The sequence below is a fragment of the Ensifer sp. ZNC0028 genome, from assembly GCF_000799055.1.
GTDB lineage: Bacteria > Pseudomonadota > Alphaproteobacteria > Rhizobiales > Rhizobiaceae > Ensifer.
This window is the reverse complement of sequence record NZ_JTLA01000050.1, coordinates 1-18,112: the sequence shown is the minus strand read 5'-3', so window position 1 is coordinate 18,112 and position 18,112 is coordinate 1. Positions and strand designations below refer to the sequence as shown.

Sequence of the window (18,112 nt, the reverse complement as noted above, 5' to 3'; positions counted from 1 at the left end):
TAATGACTTCCAAGGTTGTGTTGCTTCGTCCCAAACGATATGGCGACGATCGCGGATGGTTCACTGAAGTTTACAATGAGAAGGCTTTTGCCGGTTACGGCATCGGCGATCGGTTCGTTCAGGACAATCATTCACTTTCGGCTCCCGTTGGGACTCTGAGAGGCCTGCACTTCCAGACACCGCCCTTTGCACAGGCTAAGCTTGTTCGTTGCATCCGGGGTCGAATGTTCGATGTTGCAGTGGATATCCGCCGGAATTCACCGACCTTCGGGCACTGGGTCGGCGCCGAACTCTCCGCTGAAAATGGCCATCAGCTTTATGTTCCAGTGGGCTTTGCTCATGGGTTTGTCACATTGGATCCGTCTACGGAAGTAACATACAAAGTCTCCAATTTGTATTCGCCGCAGAACGATGGGGGCATCTTATGGAACGATCCAGCGATCGGTGTCGAGTGGCCACTGCCGCAAGGGGTTGGTCCGATGTTGAGTCCGAAGGACGGGCAGCAGCAGCTGCTCAGCGATTTCGATAGTCCGTTCGACTATGACGGGACTCCGCTCGAATTGGTCGAAGTATAATTTTAGAGGAATCGATCATGCGTATATTCGTCACCGGCGGCGCTGGCTTCATTGGATCGGCCTTGGTTCGGCACCTCATCGAAAACACGGAACATGAAGTTCTGAACTTCGACAAGCTGACTTATGCCGGCACCCTGACTTCTCTGTCATCCGTCGCTGCTTCGTCGAGATATAGCTTCAAGCAGGGCGACGTCTGCGACGAGCGAGTCGTGGCGGCCGCCATCGGCGACTTTCAACCCGATGTAATTACGCACTTGGCAGCCGAATCTCACGTCGACCGATCGATTGATGGTCCTGGCGCCTTTATCCAAACGAACATCGTCGGCACCTACACAATGCTGGCCGCTGCGCTCGACTACTGGCGAAAGCTTGGAGAGGAGCGCGGGCTGCAGTTCCGTTTCCACCACATCTCAACAGACGAGGTCTTCGGATCGCTGGGAGAAACCGGCTACTTCACCGAAACGACGCCCTACGATCCCCGTTCGCCTTACTCGGCTTCCAAGGCGGGTTCGGATCATCTCGTCTCCGCGTGGGGGCACACCTTTGGCCTGCCCGTTCTCATTACCAACTGCTCGAACAACTATGGACCTTACCACTTCCCCGAGAAGCTCATTCCGCTGATGATAGTCAAGGCACTCGCCGGCGAACCGCTTCCGGTCTACGGAAATGGCTCGAATGTGCGCGATTGGCTTTATGTAGAGGACCATGTTCGTGCCCTGCAATGCGTATTTGAGAAGGGGATCCCTGGGCAGACATACAACGTTGGCGGTAGCTCAGAGAGAAGCAACATCGATGTCGTGACGACGGTGTGTGCAATTTTGGATCGCTTGCGACCGCGCGATGATGCGCACTCTTATACCGAGCAGATCACATACGTTTCCGATCGCCCTGGTCACGACCAAAGATATGCGATCGATGCAGCCAAGATTTGCGGCCAACTCGGGTGGACACCAGTCGAAAGCTTCGAAAGCGGAATAGAGAAGACGGTGGCCTGGTATTTGAGCAACCGCGATTGGTGGAGAGAGATTCTTGATCGCAGTCAGGCCGTTAGGCGGCGAGGTCTGGGCTCGTGAGCAAGCGGCGGATTCTTGTTACCGGTGGTACAGGGCAAGTTGGCACCGAACTACTTCGTAGTATTTGGCCAGAAGATGTCCAATTGGTTGCGCCAACGCGGCAGGAATTGGATCTGAGTGATTGTGACAACATCGCCCGTTACATTTCAGCGGGAGATTTTTGCGCGGTTATCAACTCGGCTGCCTATACTGGAGTAGATCGGGCGGAGGACGATTTCTTGGCGGCGTGGAAAGTAAATGCATTAGCGCCGGCAGCGCTCTCCGAGGCGACAAAAAAACAATCGATTCCGCTAATTCAGGTTTCAACAGACTATGTGTTCGACGGAGAAAAAGGTGAGGCATATGCAGAGGACGATCCGGTGGTCCCCCTTAATGCATACGGAGCATCTAAGGCGGCGGGCGAACAGGCTGTGCGGTCTGGAAATCCTCTTCACGTCATCGTCAGAACGTCTTGGGTGTATAGCGAACACGGTAGTAACTTCGTCAAAACAATGCTCCGGCTCCGAGAGCAAGGGGGAAAGATTCGTGTTGTCAACGATCAGCAAGGCTGTCCGACAAGCGCCGCAGATCTCGCGGAGGTCCTGAGTAGACTCACTCTCGCCTTACTTGACTGCCAATCCGCTCCAACGGGCACATATCATTTCGCTAACGCGGGCATGGCAACTTGGTACGACTTTGCTCGCGAGATATTTAGGCAAGGAAACGTAGCAGATTCAGTCGATGTTGTGCCGGTTCAGACGCACGAGTTTGCGCTCAGGGCTCACCGGCCAAAGAATTCGGTTCTGTCGGTACATAAGATAGCCTCAGACTACGGAATCGTTCCGCGCGACTGGCGCATGGCTCTTGAATCGGTACTCGCTTCACTACGACGCTCTGCCAAATAAGAGGAAGAACAGATATGAAGGGGATAATACTAGCCGGGGGCGCGGGGTCGCGGCTTTATCCAGCAACACTTGTTGTGAACAAGCAACTGTTGCCTGTATACGACAAGCCGATGATTTATTACCCCTTGTCGACTTTGATACAGGCCGGTATCGCAGACGTGCTAGTCATATCCGCAGGAGAGTTTGTCGAAAGCTATCGAAGACTTCTGGGAGATGGATCCGATTGGGGAATCACAATCACATATGCCGTTCAAGAGTCCCCAGATGGTTTGGCGCAAGCATTTGTAATCGCCGAAGAATTTATTGGAAGCGACAATGTTTGCTTGATACTAGGTGACAATATCTTTTTTGGAGCCGGGCTGGAAGATATGTTGTCACGAGCCCGGGATCGCACGGTGGGCGCAACGGTTTTTGCGTACGAAGTCGAGGACCCGCGCCGGTATGGGGTTGTAGAACTTGATACGGATCGACGCGCGGTTTCCTTAGAGGAGAAGCCGAACGCTCCAAAATCGAACTTTGCGGTTACGGGACTATATTTTTACGACAATAGCGTCATCGAAATTGCGAAGAAATTGACGCCGTCTCCCCGGGGAGAGTACGAAATTACAGACGTCAATATAGAGTATTTGAGAAGGGGCGAGTTGTTCGTTGAAACCATGGCGCGAGGTTACGCTTGGTTGGACACGGGTACCCACGACAGTCTTCTTGAAGCATCTGAGTTCGTCCGGACCATCCAGCACCGACAAGGAACACAAATCGCATGCCTGGAAGAGGTCGCTTATCTGCGGGGCTTAATATCCAAGTCCGACGTCCAAAGGATAGGACGTAGGTATGAGAAAACGGCCTATGGGCAATATCTTCTTCGAATTATTTAGTAGAATGCGGTCGATAAATAATGGAAATTCTTATGAAGCGAAGGTTCGGACGTCTTCCGTCACTATTCCAACGGTTCCAAACAAACGCCAAGGCGCTTTTTGATCGCGATTTCTACCTGAGAATGAATGGTGATGTACGGCTAAGCGGCATTGAGCCCTGGCGTCACTACCGCAGGCATGGCTTCAAAGAAGGACGTCGACCAAATAGCTTGTTTGATCCCAATTGGTACCTGGAGCAATATCCGGATGTGAAACGTTCGGGCATTGAGCCTCTGCTACACTATTGTATGCACGGGTTTACCGAAGGTAGAGATCCAGGACCACAATTCTCGACGCGTGGCTATCTCGCTATGAACCCCGACGTAGCGGTTGCGCGAGCGAATCCCTTGCTTCATTATCTTCAGCACGGCAGAACCGAGGGGCGAGCGATTGTCGTAGCAGAGGCATTGCGGAACTCGGCCATCAGCTTCGCAGAATGCAGCAAAAAGCAGGTTGCTGATTCTACAGAAGAAAGTACGGCGATCTCCGGGAGCGGCCTATTTGACAAAGACTTTTATTTGTCAAGATATCCGGAACTCGGTCTGAGTGGCGTTGACACCGTCTCACATTTTTGTGAGCGAGGTTGGAGGGAGGGTCGTTGGCCGAACCCAACTTTCGACGTGCCGTATTACCTCAAACAAAACCCGGATGTAGCTGCTGTGGGCATGAACCCGTTGCTGCATTGGATCAACTTCGGGCGTGCAGAAGGGCGAAAAGTCGGCGCGGTTCAGTTGCCTGCGGATGATCTTGGCGTGGGCGCCCAGGGCCCCACCGTAATCTTTCTTTCTCACGAATCTTCCCGCACCGGCGCCCCGCGGGTATTGCTCAACCTGATCGAGTGGGTTTCTCGAAACACCAGCGTTTCATTCCGTATCGTCATTGGCTCTAGGGGCGCGTGGTCCGACAAATTTGAGGCACTTGGCGAGTGTTTCCATCTGGATGGAGATCATGGGAGCTCGTTCGAACGCAATCTTCGAGAGTTTTGTGGAGATAGGGTCGGCCTCATTTACGCAAATACGATTGCGGCTGGGCACTACATCCATCTTTTTGATTTTCTTGACGCTGAAGTGTTAACTCACGTCCACGAAATGGAAAACCTGTTCGCTCTCTATGAGAAGTCCTTTGCGGCATTGAAGGAAAGAACAAATAGATACATTGCAGTGTCCGAGGCGTCAGTGACTTGTTTGCGCTCTCGTGGAGTGCTCGCCGATAGCATTAACTTGTTGCCGCCATTCGTGGCGCCGAGCTTGCCGACGAACTCAGTCGAGCGGTTGGGCGGAGCACGTATCATCTTAGGCTGTGGCACGGTTGAAAGTCGAAAGGGCTTCGATATTTTCTGTGAAGTAGGCGCGGCGTTGAAGCTTACAACGACGTTGGACTTTCAGATGTATTGGATCGGATCTGCCAGTGAGAGTGGACCCGATCCCGAACTGGAAATTTCGAGGCGCGGCGTTAGCGATGTCGTAAAATGGCTTGGTCCCAAAGATGTCCCAAGCGACTATTTCCGGCAGGGGCATGTATTTCTGCTGCCCTCTCGCGAGGATCCATTCCCCTTGGTTTGTTTGGAAGCCGCACAACTTGGCCTACCAGTTGTGTGCTTTGATGAGCGCGCGGGTGGAATGCATAGTTTCGTAGAGCAGGATGCGGGCATTGTTGTAGACTATCTAAATGTTGAGCAAATGGCTGCAAAGGTCAGGGAGTTGCTCGAGGATGATGCTCACCGCGTAGCTCTAGGTTCTAAGGCTAAGGAAAGAGCATTCTCCAAATATAGCGTCGACAGCGCTGCTCGGCGAATAATAGCACTATATCCGGACTTTACGCTGGACCCGGATTCGACTTGGCTTCATCGTGCCCTACGGTGGATCGACCGATCCGAAATCGTCTCTTTCGACATCTTCGACACTTTGGTCACGCGTCGGCTCAGCCAACCGGAGATCGTTTTCGATTTAGTTGAGTTCCGGCACACTCGCCAAGAGGCGGCTCCCGTAAAACTATTCCCGGAGCGAATGGAAACCGCGGGACGGGTTTTGATGTCGCACGGCGGAAGTCGCGACGACGTTGATATCGATCAAATCTATGCGGAAATGGCGTTCTTTAAAAATTCCGAGATAGAAAAGGAAATGGAGGTATCTGTCTCCGTTGCTCATCCAACAGGGCAATTGCTATACAATTACGCTAGGGAGAAGCAGAAGAAGATATTTATCGCTAGCGACATGTACTTGGATGCAGATACGATCAAGAGCATTCTACGCAAGAATGGCTACATGCATTGGGATCACTTCTTTCTCTCGTCCGTTACAGGAAGAAAGAAAGAAAGCGGCCGGATGTATGAATTGCTGAAGGCGAGCGCAAACGAAATCGGGATCGCTCCTGACAAGATTATCCATTTTGGCGACAACCGGCATAGTGATGTCGACATGGCTCGTTTGGCCGGACTAAAAGCTTTTCATTTCCCCGCGTTGTACGAAGAGCGCGCGTCGGTTCTGGATCCTGGTGTCGTCAGTAGTCTATCTCAAATCGGACGTCTCTGGGCTAGTTTGTCTGAACAATCATTAAAGCTCTGGCGCAAGACCCCGATCGGAGCGACGGCCTCGTTTTTTACGCGTCTCGGGTTTGAGGTCACGGGCCCCCTCTCCGCAATGATGGCGCTTTTCGTCAAGCAGACAGCAGATGAAACTGGTCTCTCCGAGATCGTTTTTATGGCTCGTGATGGTCGGATTATAAAAGACGCATTTGATGGACTATTTAAGGACGATATCGCCTCGGGAAAATATGTTTCGCACTACCTGCATTTGTCACGAGCAACTGTGGTTCCTGCGACTTTTGAGCGCGAACTATCATCGAACGATGTCTATTTTCTATTGGAAGGTTTGCATCTTGGTGTAAAGCCAATAGCCTATTTTCTTACCAAGGCGGGCTTGGATCCCAATGATCGCGCCATTGCAAAAAAGGTAAGAGAATACTTCGCTGGACCAGACTTTGTACCGAACTGGAGCCATCTCGCTGAAGCCGCAAAGCTTATGAGAAGCTTGTCTGACGCCATCTTCTCGGCAGCGGCTTTAAATAGAGCTCTACTAAAGGACTACCTGACGCAAAATGGCCTTTTGAAATGTGGAAAATTTCTTGTAGTAGACGTCGGGTGGTTACTGAACATACAATCTCGACTGGAGCGTTTTGTTGCTGAGATTGGCTCTGATGTAACGGTAAGTGGGTGTTATGTCGGCTCGCGTGATCGTGTCAGCAAAAGCGTTAAACACAGGTCGTTCCTGTTCGATTGTGGCGATCCAAGCTACTATGCGTCGTTCGTGGAGTCTCATACAACGCTATTTGAACTACTTTTCTCCGCAGGGGAACCTTCTGCAAGCGGACTGACGCGAAATGAGGCGGGGAAAGTCCTGCCCGCGCTAAAGGCTGTGACACATCCACTTTCAACCGAGTTTACTGCGGCATTGGCTCTTCAGCTTGGTGCCCGTTGCTACTTCGAGTATCTTTCAGGTGCACTTGCTGACTTTTTCCCTCAGCAAGTTTCGCGGGACTATTTTTTTGCTTTGTTCGAAAGACTGGTGCGAACCGAAAGTCCTTTAGCACATGCGATGTTGAACGGTGTGCAGGTCAAACTTGGCGGCCATCACGAGTTTCTCGCGACTCAAAACCTGCTGCCAGCAACGCTGGATGTCGAGTACACCGCAGGGCCAACGAACGAATATTTTGAGCCCAAAGTTCTTACTGGGGCTACGTTGCGTAATATCGTTATTGTTACCGCGGCGGGTCTTAATAACGCGTCGACGCGATATAGAGCGCTATGGTTGGCAGAATCCTTGAATAAGGTCGGCTACCAAACAGTTGTTATGCACGCAAGCACACCAGTGGGCATCGCAGAAACGTTCATTTCCAAAGCATCCGCAGTCGTTTTCCAGCGTTGCTTTGAGGCTCAGGGACACGTTGGGACCTTTTACGCCATGGCAAAGAGCCGAGGGCTTTATTGTATAGGCGAAATGGACGATCTAATTCTCCCGGATCAGATAGGTATCGTCGGCTCGGTCAAGGGCGGCGAATGGGATAAAAAAGAGGCAACGTTCGTCGCGCAATCATATGACGATTTTATGCATAAGATGGATGGGTTCGTTGTTTCAACCCCAGCGCTCAAGAAGGCGTTCGAAAAACGTTACAGGAAAAGTGCGGTAGTCTATCGAAACAAGCTACCGGCGAAGTATGTCAAGGCTCCAGAACGGGAGTTTGGACAACTTAGAATGATATACGCTTCTGGAACACAGTCACACAAATCGGACTTCTCTATAGTTGAGAATGTTCTATATCAGTTGTTGGTTGACCGGCCCGGTGTTAAGTTGACATTGCTCGGAGCTGTGCAAAGTTCCGAACGTTTGTTGGCACTTCCGAACGTGCGAAGTCTACCTTTACTTCGATATGATGCGATGATGAGTGAATTGGAGAACCATAACGTTCTGCTTGTACCGCTGGAAGACACGCCGTTTAACGAATGCAAATCATCGGTTAAATTCGTTGAATCTGGTGCGGTATCACTTACCGTGGTGGCGTCAAAGATCTCTGAGTTTGATCTTGCAGTCAAAGACGGTTTTAGTGGCTACATCGCTGCCGGATCCGATGATTGGTACAAAATTCTGAGCAGACTAGCGGATGATCCAATGAAACTTGCCGAAACCGGCGACGCGGCGCGTCAATCAGTTGCCAAAAGCTTCACGACGGATTTCTTAGAGCCTGAACTCAGCGATTTCCTGAGCGCGGTGTTACACTCTCCAAGTTATCAAAACTTCAGGTGAAGAAATGGGTGATCTGCATTTGAATCCTCATATCTGGACGATTCTCATCTCTTTTTGAGTGCTGCCGGAGTTACTCAAAAGTTTCAGAAGTTGCTGAGCTCGGGTTGGCAGCGATCGCCCTCGCGGGCTGTTGAGTTCGGACTCGGAGTGCCGAGTTGCGAAATTGGTATTCGTCGGGAGCAGTCCCGCGCCAATTTCCAACAAGTTGATGATGAGAACGGAGGTTGGAAAGGAAACATCCCGTGTCAGTGGCCGTTCATGTACATATTCTGGAGTCAATCGGCCTGGGAGGCTTGGAGTCACGTTTAGAGGCAATTCGCCGCCTGGATCGCAGCGTTGAACATGTAATTGCCATACCGCGCGGCCTGCAGGCAAACGTTCCGAAGTACTGGGGCGGAGGTGTAATCGAGCTACCGGTCAGCCCGAATTTGGTATGTACTTACCGAGAACTTGTGGAATTCCATGAGTTTCTAGGGCGTGTCTTGGGTCGAAACGACCGTAGCATCATTCATACACACACGCCATGGCCTGCGATTGCCGTCGCATCGGCGCCATGTATGGTGACGGGAGTGCACGTACACACGATCCACGGGCCTATCTGGGTCCCCTGGATTGGTAAGGGCAGGCGAACTTTCAAAGATGTCATTACCACGCTCGTTGACCGCACTATAGCCGTGTCTAAAGAGGTGGAGGAACGTGCGCGGTCGGTTGGCGTGGTAAGAAGATTGCTAACAATTTCTAACGCATCGGCAATCGAACATTGTCCGAAGTCGCCGGTGCGGCAAAAGAGTGGGTTTTCGCCCTTGAAGGCCGCTTTTGCTGCACGTCTAGATCACGGAAAATGCGAGGGCCTCTACCAACTTTTCGATCTAATGAAGGACTGCCCAGCCCAAATCCAACTGGACATTTTTGGTGATGGTCCGTTGTTGCGCGACGTCAGCGAAAGCGCTCGGGAAGTCGGAGAGTATGTTCGGATCCTGGGAGCTGACCATTGGTTTAGATCCAGAATACCGGAGTACGACTTGATAGTCGGCGAAGGGCGCGTGGTGTTGGAGGCGCTTTCGGCGAGTAGGTCGGTACTTGTTTGTGGTTCCCAGCTTGCCACCTTCGCAACATTCGAAAACATTGACGCCCTAACTTATGCAAATTGCACCGGCCGCGGGCTGACAGACACTAGACCGCCAACAGCAGTGGAGCTCTTAGATCCGCCTGCGCCCCCCCCGTTTCCGGTAGCACCTTCGATTTCCAAGCTGAATTCTCTCCTTGCTGTCCGCTCGACCAGAGCCGCCTTAGCGCGCCGGCGGTTCGCTTCAATTTTTGCGAATATGGTCCGACGCACGGAGGGTTCCGCCGCGAATGTGATTGAAGTATTAGATAAGCTAGAAGAAGAGAACGCCTTAGGCCTGAATGATGAGTTGAGCGGGGATTCTTTCAGGCATTCCATTCGGTTACCAGAAACCGCTGAGGGTCTTCCATGACCTCTATCTTATTTCCTTGATGGTTGGGGATTGGTGACGTGAACAAAACGGTAGTCGTTGTTTTTGGGACTCGCCCGGAGGCAATCAAGATGCTTCCAGTCCTGAAACAGCTCCGCGCTGAGAGCTTTTGTAATGTGCTTTCAGTTTCGACTGGGCAGCACAAACAAATGTTAGAGCAGGTGCTTGCGTTCTTTGACGAAAAAGTGGACGTCAATCTTAACGTGATGACGCCGAACCAAACTCTGGCCGAACTTACTGCGAAAATCCTTGCGGAGTTTACCGACCTTTTAAGCAAGGTGCAGCCAGCCTTAGTCCTCGTGCATGGTGACACGACAACCGCAATGGCTACGGCCCTCGCCTGTTTTTATTCGCAAGTTCCTATCGGCCATGTCGAGGCCGGCCTTAGAACGCGAAATTACGGCCAGCCGTGGCCCGAAGAAATGAACAGGGTATTCATAGATTCGGTCGCAAAGCAGCTTTATGCTCCAACATCCCAAGCGAAGGACAATCTCCTCAGTGAAAAATCAGTGCGGGGAGAGATCTATGTCACGGGAAACACGGGAATTGATGCGCTGTTTTATGCTCAAGCAAAGCTAGACCGCGCCGATTCAGGGTTCCAACGTCCCGACTTCCTTTCAAATGACAAGAGAATGATCTTGGTAACCGGTCACCGACGAGAAAGCTTGGGGGAAGGACTTCGCTCAATCTGCACGGCGTTGCTGGAGCTTGCGAGAAGACCTGACATTCAAGTCGTCTATCCAGTGCACTTCAACCCTATTGTGAGAGCAACGGTAAACGAGGTATTGCAAAGCAGCGCCAACATACACCTCATTGATCCTGTGAGCTATATGGAGATGGTCTTTTTGATGACGAAGTCTCACCTGATTTTGACTGATTCGGGTGGTGTTCAGGAAGAGGCGCCCTCGTTGGGCAAGCCCGTTCTCGTCATGCGCGAAGTCACTGAGAGGCCAGAGGCCGTTTCGGCTGGAGTTGTTAAACTGGTTGGGACACAAAAAGACGTGATAGTTACGGAGGCTAATCGCTTGCTTGACGACGAATCAGCTTATATGGAGATGTCCCGTAGTATTTCCCCTTATGGTGATGGCAGGTCGGCTCAGGCAATCGCTAATATAATACGAGGTACACTTTAGCTGGGTGAGTAAAATGGTTGATAATAGATATGCATCTCCGGACACTATTGCTCAGAGCTCCATTGATACCTTGAGGTTGCATTCAGAAATTACGCGGCTTTCGACTGAGTTGATGACGGCGAGGGCTCTGTTGGCGTCGGACCGTGATGCTAGACGCGAGTTAGAGCGAGTACGAAAATCGTTAATGGAAGCAAAGTATAATTTAAGAACAACAGGGTCATTTCAGGAAACATTCGGTGCCGATTTGGCTTCTGCCGCTGTTATATTGCAACATGCGGATACAAGCGTGGCTGATCGCCCCTCGTCTAGCAATGGGACCGGAGGGTTTCCCAGACGTTGTTTAGAAATCCGGCCATATGATATCAGCGTGGGGCTTCGTCTCGGTTGTCATCTGGTGAAAACTGGGTTGCGACAAGGGCTTTTCGTTGTGAATTCCGAATTTGAATTCAAGCCCGAGTACAATCAGCGCGCCGTTGCAATGGCGAAGGAAGCTGCCACGGCAGGCTACTTCGTGATTTTCGTGGTCTCTGAACGGGAACGGGAGCCAGAATCGACCCACAGAGGGCGCATGTTTGGCGGCTCCGTCCTTGAGATCGGCCGCATTGATCTCGATTTTCTCGAGCAAGTGGTGCGTGAGGCGGCTGTAGAAGCCGAAGGGGTTTATCTTCTAACGCGGCCAAGCAGCGAGTTTGTCGATTTTATCCCCTTGGCTCAGTCGCTTGGTCTAAAGGCAATCTATGACATCATCGACGACTGGGAAGAACTCAATGAAGTCGGCCAGGCGGCTTGGTGGCATGAAGATATTGAGTTGAGGGCGATCCAGTCAAGTGACAGAGTAGTTGCGGTATCGGACGTACTTATCGCGAAATTTTCGCGCCTACGTCCCGATATTGTGTGCGTTCCAAATGGCCTGGGGACGATAAACTATCGTGAGCACTTCGTTTCCAACCGGAACCAATCCCAGAATGGGAAAGTTGTAGTTGGATATTTCGGTCATCTTACGGATGAGTGGTTCGATTGGCCTGGGGTGATTGAACTGGCCACCTGTCATCCCAACATCGAACTGCAAATCGCTGGTTATGGCGAGCCAGGATGGGTTCTAGAGCGCTGCAGAGACCTTCCGAATCTTAAGCTAATAGGAATCATTCCTGGTGATAGGCGGGCAGAGGTTGCCGCTTCCTGGCACCTCGCCATAATTCCATTCGTTGACGGTCCTAGGATTCGTGCCGTCGACCCGGTTGCGATCTACGAGTATCTATACTTCGGATTGCCGGTAATAGCGAGTGGTATACCACACCTCGCGGCCTACCCTGAAACGGTTGTACTTGAACGTTTCCGCGACAGTGCTAAGTTAATCAGCCAAATTTATCAGCGATTGTGCGCCGGCGTAGTAGATTACCGAGCGATGGCCCGTTTCACCAGCTCGGCGATGTGGCATGAGCGTTTCGCTGCTTTGATGGTTGACGGTGAAGACGTATGTGATGGTGGCCATTAGGCGGACCCGGCGCAGGTGATGGCAGCAGGTGACCGATTCCAGGGGAGCGGTTAGTCTTTTGATCTTATGATCGTGGATGCGGTCGAGCACATCGGCGAGATAGGCCTGCGGGTCGATGCCGAACGGCATGCCTTTTCAATGATCGGCACGGCGCGCGCGAAGGTTTCCTCGCCAGTGCCGGAGCCGCCGCATATCCAGCTCCTTCGTCAAATTCCAACCAGCTGCCGGTGGAGTTGTCCGTCACCTGAACACTATACAACGCGAGGCTGCTTTACGGTAACTGGTGTTCCACTCGCACGTTGTCCTTGCCGCCGTGATCTGTGATGGGCTTTCATGGACGAGCAACGTATCCATCCGAGCAGGGCCGCGGGATTTTGGGCCCGCGCGTGGTAACGTCGGTTCATAGAGATCGATGAGGACAAGATCGACGATGCCGTTTTGTCGCTGTTATGGCTGACGCTACATAACGAGCGTTGTGCCTGGAAGGGTTTCGACTGGGCAGCGACGGATCGGCTTCGCCAGAAGGGCATGATCGGCGACCCAGTCAACAAGTCGAAGTCATTGATCCTGACTGATGAAGGCTTGGAGCGTTTGGAAGCGTTGTTCCGGAAGCTGTTTACGCGGCCGCCGCCATAGCCTTCTCTTTGTGTGTCTTCCATTGCCAGGGCAGTAGTTCGTGCAGGCGGGAGACGGGAAGATCGTCGATGCGGGCGAACACATCGGCAAGCCATGCCTTTGGGTCGACGTCGTTGAGACGGCAGGTCGTGATGACGGAGAGCATGATGGCGGCTCGATCGGCCCCACGCTGGGAACCGGCAAAGGTCCAGTGGCGATGCCCGAGCGCAATTCCTCTCAGCGCCCCTCGGCGGCATTGTTCGTGAGACAAATCCGGCCATCTTCGAGGAAACGGGCAAAACCATCCCAACGCTTCAGCATGTAATCGATCGGTTCGATCACCTCGGACAATTTGCTGCGGGTTTCGGTAATTCGCGGACAGGGTTTCCATTAAATCCCGGACAGCGTTTTCACTAAATCCGGGACAGCATCTCCGCTAATTCCCGGACAGCGATTCCGGTAAGTCCCGGACAGTCTTTCGGCGATTAAAACATCGACTTTCGCACGCGCCGTTTTGCCATTCTGGACCCCGATTTGAGAGAGGTGCGGGGAATGGCGAGACGGAAGCAGGCGAGACTTACTGACGTGAAGGACATTCGATCGATATTGCGATTGACGCACGAACAGGGGCTTTCGGTTCGTGCGATATCGGAACGGCTGAAGATCAGCAAAACGACCATTTCGACCTACCTGCTGCGGGCGCGTGAGGCCGGGCTGACGGGCTGGCCGTTGCCGCCTGGGCTTGACGAGTACGCTGTGTTGCAGCGTCGCCTGTTCCATCGTCGCGGTCGCCCGCCCCAGGACATGCACGCGCCCGACTGGGGCCAGATCGCCAGTGAACTAAAGCGAAAGGGCGTGACGCTGACGCTGTTGTGGCAGGAATATCGCGAGCGTCACCCCAACGGTTATGGATACACATGGTTCTGTGAGCGTTTCGCCGCTTTCGAACAGCGCGCCAGCGCCACTTTCCGCCATCGCCGCACTGCCGGCGCGGCGATGCAGACCGACTATGCTGGCCACACCGTCCCCGTCATTGATCCGGCGACGGGCGAGATCCGGCCGGCGCAGATCTTCGTCGCGGTTCTGCCGGCCCCCTTGTACACCTTCGCCTATGCGAGCTTCACTCAACGGCTGCCAGACTGGATCGAGGGTCAGCAACGGGCTTTGAGCTTCTTCGGTGGCGTAACGAAAGCGATCGTCTGCGACAACCTCAAGGCCGGCGTTGCGAAGCCCTTGTGGTTCGAGCCGACTATCAACGCCACTTTTGCAGCATTCGCCGAACATTACGACACGACGATCCTGCCGACCCGCCCAAAACGGCCGAAGGACAAAGCCAAGGTCGAAGGCAGCGTTCTGATCGTTGAGCGCTGGATCCTGGCGCGACTGAGGAATGAGCGCTTCTTCAGCCTCGTTGATCTCAACGTGCGGATCAGCCAGCTCCTCGGCGATCTCAATAACCGGCCGATGCGGCGTGTTGGCAAATCCCGACATCAACTCTTCGAGGCGATCGAACGCGAAGCGCTCGCCCCATTGCCAGCAACGCCATTCGAATATTCCGAATGGAAATTGGCAAAGGTTCATCCCGACTATCATGTCGAGGTCGATAAGGCCTTCTACTCCGTGCCGCACCGCCTGATTGGCCGCCAGGTCGATGTCCGGCTCACAAGCCGGATCGTCGAGGTCTTCCATGATCACCAACGCGTCGCCAGTCACCGCCGGACGTCGCAGCGGGCTGGTCACGTCACCGTCAACGAACACATGCCCAAGACGCATCAGCACTATTGCCAACACCACCCCGGCGAGCCTGATCAAGCAGGCCGCAACGCTGCGATCTTGATCGAACGGCTGATGCGCGACAGGCCCCATCCCCAGCAGGGATACCGCGCCGCTCAAGGCGTTTTATCACTCGCGCGCCGGTACGGACCTGAGCGTCTTGAAGCCGCGTGCGATCGGGCGCTGACGATCAATGCGGCCAGCTATTCCTCCGTCAGCACCATCCTCAAATCCGGCCTTGATCAAGCTCCACCAGCCGCCGAGCCGGTCAAGCCAGCCCCGCCGCATGGCAACATCCGCGGCAGTTCCTATTACCAGTGAAGAAAGGAAGACACTTGAATGCTCACACATCCAACCCTCGACCAGATGCACGCACTCGGTCTATCCGGCATGGCAGCAGCTTATCGTGAACTGGCCAATCGGCCCGAGGGCAGCGATCTCAACCGCGACGAATGGCTGGGTCTGATGCTCGACCGGGAGATGGCCGTGCGCGGTGACAAGCGCCTGACCAACCGGCTTGCAATCGCCAAACTGCGCTTCCCCGACGCTTGCATCGAGAACATCGACTTCGCCGCCCATCGTGGCCTTGACCGCAGACAGCTTCTCTCCCTGGCACAAGGCGAATGGCTCAAACTTGATCCTGACCGGACAAACGGGAACCGGCAAAACCTGGCTTGCCTGTGCCATCGGCCGGCAGGCGGTCCGCCTCGATTATTCCGTTCTCTATGTCCGGATGCCTCGTCTCTTCGAGAATTTGGCCCTGGCGCGCCTCGACGGTCGGTTCCCTCGATTGGTCAACAAGCTCGCGCGTGTTCAACTGCTCATCTTGGATGACTGGGGAACCCATGCGCTCAGCGATCAGCAGCGGCTGGATCTCCTGGAAATCTTCGAAGAGCGCTACCGCAGGAAATCAACTCTGATCACCGCCCAACTCCCCGTGGCGCAGTGGCACGAGATGATCGGGGAACCAACCATCGCTGACGCCATCCTCGATCGCATCGTTCACAACTCTCACCGAATTGCGCTCGAAGGCGATAGCATGAGGAGGCAAAAGCAAACCTCGCTCTTGACCGAAACGCGAAACGCCGAAATCAATAACAAATGACATCAACCAGGCGAACGAAAGTCGATCCCGCGAGACTGTCCGCGATTTAGTGAAACGACTGTCCGGGATTTACCGGAAATCGCTGTCCCGTTAATCCGAAATCCGCACTCCGACCAGTGTTGACAATCTCAAGGCGGTGTTCACGCTGACTCTCACTATAGATGTCCATACCCGCAGTCAGCTATGTTTCAGGAGATCTCTCAAGGCGGCCTTCCACGTAAGCGTACTGAGCAACAGGAGTTTCTCCATGGAGAGTACATTGGAGCTTCTCACGATCAGGAAGTCTGGACGTGAGGTTCACGGGAATTGTTCGGATGAGGTTAAGGCGCAGATCATTTCGGAGAGCCTTCGGCCAGGTGCGATGGTGAATGAGGTCGCTGAGCGACATGGCCTGAAGCCGAACCAGCTGTCCATCTGGCGGACGATGGCTCGGCAGGGCAAGTTGGTTCTTCCCGCACCCGAGGATGCGGTAGAATTTGCAGCGGTCATCGTTGATCCACCCGTTTCGGAAAGCCAGCCGTCCCGAGATCATAATCGGGTCCGTCACCATCCGCCTTGAAGAAGTGTCAATGCCGTTCGAATTTTCCCCAAAAGTGCCGAAGTAAAATTCCCCACTTACGCCGACGTAGACGGCACGAATGCGTGACCATTTTTCGGTGGCCGTCCCCGTGGTTTTTCTGGTGGCGCGAAAGCGGGCGGCGTGATGAGGGCTTTCGAGCGAAAAGGCTCTGGCATCAGTTCCGCATGTTGTCGCAGGCGGTAGCTTGATCCTTCGATCTGAATGACGACGGCATGGTGAAGGAGCCTGTCGAGCAGCGCGGTGGCGACGACGGGATCGCCAAAAACGTCGCACCACTCGGCGAAGCCGCGGTTTGAAGTCAGGATCATAGCGTCGCGCTCGTAGCGAGCATTGACGAGTTGGAAGAAGAGGTTGCCGCCGCCGGCGACCACCGGCAGGTATCCAATCTCATCGACGATGAGCAGGCTCGGCCTGCAGAAGAAGCGGACACGTTCCTGTAATCTGCCTTCCCGTTCAGCACGCGCGAGCGAGGCGATCAGATCGGCAAGCGTCGTGAAGTAGACGCTTTTGCCGGCCTTGACGGCTTCGACGCCCAGTGCCGTGGCCAGGTGGCTTTTGCCGGTTCCGGGTGGGCCGAGGAAGTGAACAGCTTCATGGCGCTCGATGAAGCCGAGCTGCGCCAGCGTGAAGACGCGATCTCTATCGAGCGACGGTTGGCAGGTGAAGTCGAAGCCTGCCAAGGTTTTGATGGTTGTGAGCCTGCCCATCCGCAACGCCGTCTTGATACGGCTGTTCTCACGCAATGTCAGTTCTTCCGATAGCAGAATGTCGATGGCCTCCGGCGCCGCCAATCACGGCTCTCTTCCCGCCCACCTTCTGCGAGTCGAGGAGATCGTCGAGCCGGAAGCCTAGTCTCCTCTCGGCCGAGAATATAAAGGTCAAGTGATGCAGCCAATCGATAACACGATGTGGGAATAGAACAGCGCTTACGCTTTACGTGCGGTCCTGGTCGGATGGTCATCGTACGCTCGTCCGATCTCTGTTGAGAATGACGCCGAGAATACGATTGGTTGATCAACGGGAGTCGAGCTAGGCAGGAATGTCGATAAGATGCCGAAAATTCATGGTCGTGCTCAGAGTTGAGCCCGAAAAGAAGAGGCTCATCGTGACGCTAAGTCGTCACGGCACATGCATCCACCAAGAGGCAGTTCACTTGGGCATAAAAAATGTCCTCATAAAGAGGTGCTGCCCCATTCGACAAAGCTCGATGAACTGTATACTAAAATCGGGTCCGAGATGTGCTTTTTTGTTGAGTTCGCGGCATGATTCACGAGAGCTCTCGGCGCAAATGGCTATTGTTTGTGGGAAATCCGGCGGTCTTCAACTGGCGCCGTTAGAAGGATCTTGAATGCGTTTTCTTGGAACAAGCGTATCGCTGGTAGACCTGTCGGATCTAAGGACGCACTCTTGCCTGGTGGAAAGGACGTCGCCTGGCATTTCCTTTTTTGGGCTGTGAACTAGATGGACATTTTCCTGAAGAAAAGAAAAGCCAACCGCGGAGTCGCGTCACGAGTTGGCAACGCAATCGAGCGCGAGGCTGCTCGAATATTTGATAGCTCGTGGTATTTGGCCACATACCCGGACGTCGAAGGTTCGCATTTGGCTCCGTATCTTCACTACACCAAGTTTGGTTGGCGTGAAGGGCGTCAGCCAAATCCTCTGTTTGACGG

The 18,112-nt window shown here is 53.5% G+C and carries 11 protein-coding genes and 5 pseudogenes; 13 read left to right on the top strand and 3 right to left on the bottom strand.

Annotated elements, in window-relative coordinates:
• The first annotated feature begins 2 nt into the window (after positions 1 to 2).
• The 8 genes from rfbC (at position 3) to L981_RS12645 (ending at position 12,369) form a co-directional block, all read left to right on the top strand.
• Entirely contained in the window at positions 3 to 575 is a 573-nt protein-coding gene (gene rfbC, locus L981_RS12670; protein WP_043616181.1) for a dTDP-4-dehydrorhamnose 3,5-epimerase, read from the top strand.
• Positions 576 to 592: 17 nt separating this feature from the next.
• Positions 593 to 1,648, top strand: coding sequence for a dTDP-glucose 4,6-dehydratase (gene rfbB / locus L981_RS12665; protein WP_043616178.1), 1,056 nt, complete (start codon positions 593 to 595; stop codon positions 1,646 to 1,648).
• Positions 1,645 to 2,532 (top strand): dTDP-4-dehydrorhamnose reductase, encoded by an 888-nt coding sequence (gene rfbD, locus L981_RS33750; protein WP_082006003.1) that lies wholly within the window; start codon positions 1,645 to 1,647, stop codon positions 2,530 to 2,532. The genes rfbB and rfbD overlap by 4 nt, the downstream gene beginning before the upstream one ends.
• Before the next feature lie 14 nt (positions 2,533 to 2,546).
• Positions 2,547 to 3,407 carry a glucose-1-phosphate thymidylyltransferase RfbA gene (gene rfbA / locus L981_RS12660; RefSeq protein ID WP_043616175.1) on the top strand — a complete coding sequence of 287 codons (861 nt, stop codon included), beginning with the start codon at positions 2,547 to 2,549 and terminating at the stop codon, positions 3,405 to 3,407.
• A gap of 32 nt (positions 3,408 to 3,439) precedes the next feature.
• Positions 3,440 to 8,245, top strand: coding sequence for a glycosyltransferase (locus L981_RS12655; RefSeq protein ID WP_197067126.1), 4,806 nt, complete (start codon positions 3,440 to 3,442; stop codon positions 8,243 to 8,245).
• Between the two features lie 242 nt (positions 8,246 to 8,487).
• On the top strand, positions 8,488 to 9,723 hold the full coding sequence (locus L981_RS36015; RefSeq protein WP_197067125.1) for a glycosyltransferase: 1,236 nt from the start codon (positions 8,488 to 8,490) through the stop codon (positions 9,721 to 9,723).
• A gap of 38 nt (positions 9,724 to 9,761) precedes the next feature.
• Positions 9,762 to 10,874, top strand: coding sequence for a non-hydrolyzing UDP-N-acetylglucosamine 2-epimerase (gene wecB / locus L981_RS12650; RefSeq protein WP_043616252.1), 1,113 nt, complete (start codon positions 9,762 to 9,764; stop codon positions 10,872 to 10,874).
• 13 nt (positions 10,875 to 10,887) lie between these two features.
• On the top strand, positions 10,888 to 12,369 hold the full coding sequence (locus L981_RS12645; RefSeq protein ID WP_156134066.1) for a hypothetical protein: 1,482 nt from the start codon (positions 10,888 to 10,890) through the stop codon (positions 12,367 to 12,369).
• A 51-nt stretch (positions 12,370 to 12,420) separates the two neighbouring features.
• Here L981_RS12645 and L981_RS36010 read toward each other — a convergent pair.
• Positions 12,421 to 12,575 (bottom strand): annotated as a pseudogene (locus tag L981_RS36010) (transposase domain-containing protein); the annotation flags it as partial.
• A 196-nt stretch (positions 12,576 to 12,771) separates the two neighbouring features.
• Between L981_RS36010 and L981_RS12640 the strand changes: the two are divergent.
• Positions 12,772 to 13,005, top strand: a complete 234-nt coding sequence (locus L981_RS12640) for a DUF6429 family protein (protein ID WP_082006000.1) — start codon at positions 12,772 to 12,774, stop codon at positions 13,003 to 13,005.
• Here the strand turns inward: L981_RS12640 and L981_RS12635 are convergent.
• A pseudogene (locus L981_RS12635) lies at positions 12,986 to 13,341 on the bottom strand (transposase domain-containing protein); the annotation flags it as partial. The gene L981_RS12640 and the pseudogene L981_RS12635 overlap by 20 nt on opposite strands.
• 195 nt (positions 13,342 to 13,536) lie before the next feature.
• Here L981_RS12635 and istA point away from each other — a divergent pair.
• The 3 genes and pseudogenes from istA to L981_RS33740 all read left to right on the top strand — a co-directional run bounded on the left by istA (position 13,537) and on the right by L981_RS33740 (position 16,421).
• Positions 13,537 to 15,078: an IS21 family transposase gene (gene istA, locus L981_RS12630; protein WP_043616165.1), complete on the top strand. Its 1,542-nt coding sequence runs from the start codon at positions 13,537 to 13,539 to the stop codon at positions 15,076 to 15,078.
• Positions 15,079 to 15,096: 18 nt separating this feature from the next.
• Positions 15,097 to 15,862, top strand: a pseudogene (gene istB / locus L981_RS12625) (IS21-like element helper ATPase IstB).
• Between the two features lie 247 nt (positions 15,863 to 16,109).
• Positions 16,110 to 16,421 carry a transposase gene (locus L981_RS33740; protein ID WP_156134065.1) on the top strand — a complete coding sequence of 104 codons (312 nt, stop codon included), beginning with the start codon at positions 16,110 to 16,112 and terminating at the stop codon, positions 16,419 to 16,421.
• 56 nt (positions 16,422 to 16,477) lie between these two features.
• Here L981_RS33740 and istB (L981_RS12615) read toward each other — a convergent pair.
• A pseudogene (gene istB / locus L981_RS12615) lies at positions 16,478 to 17,233 on the bottom strand (IS21-like element helper ATPase IstB); the annotation flags it as partial.
• 670 nt (positions 17,234 to 17,903) lie between these two features.
• On the opposite strand from istB (L981_RS12615), the pseudogene L981_RS35380 reads away from it, so the two are divergent.
• A pseudogene (locus tag L981_RS35380) lies at positions 17,904 to 18,112 on the top strand (hypothetical protein); the annotation flags it as partial.

Bases quoted from the DNA above. Each gene is read 5' to 3' on its own strand.
- rfbB (WP_043616178.1), top strand. From the start codon at position 593: ATGCGTATATTCGTCACCGGCGGCGCTGGCTTCATTGGATCGGCCTTG.
- L981_RS12645 (WP_156134066.1), top strand. From the start codon at position 10,888: ATGGTTGATAATAGATATGCATCTCCGGACACTATTGCTCAGAGCTCC.
- rfbC (WP_043616181.1), top strand. From the start codon at position 3: ATGACTTCCAAGGTTGTGTTGCTTCGTCCCAAACGATATGGCGACGAT.
- rfbA (WP_043616175.1), top strand. From the start codon at position 2,547: ATGAAGGGGATAATACTAGCCGGGGGCGCGGGGTCGCGGCTTTATCCA.
- L981_RS33740 (WP_156134065.1), top strand. From the start codon at position 16,110: ATGGAGAGTACATTGGAGCTTCTCACGATCAGGAAGTCTGGACGTGAG.
- istA (WP_043616165.1), top strand. From the start codon at position 13,537: ATGGCGAGACGGAAGCAGGCGAGACTTACTGACGTGAAGGACATTCGA.
- L981_RS12655 (WP_197067126.1), top strand. From the start codon at position 3,440: ATGAAGCGAAGGTTCGGACGTCTTCCGTCACTATTCCAACGGTTCCAA.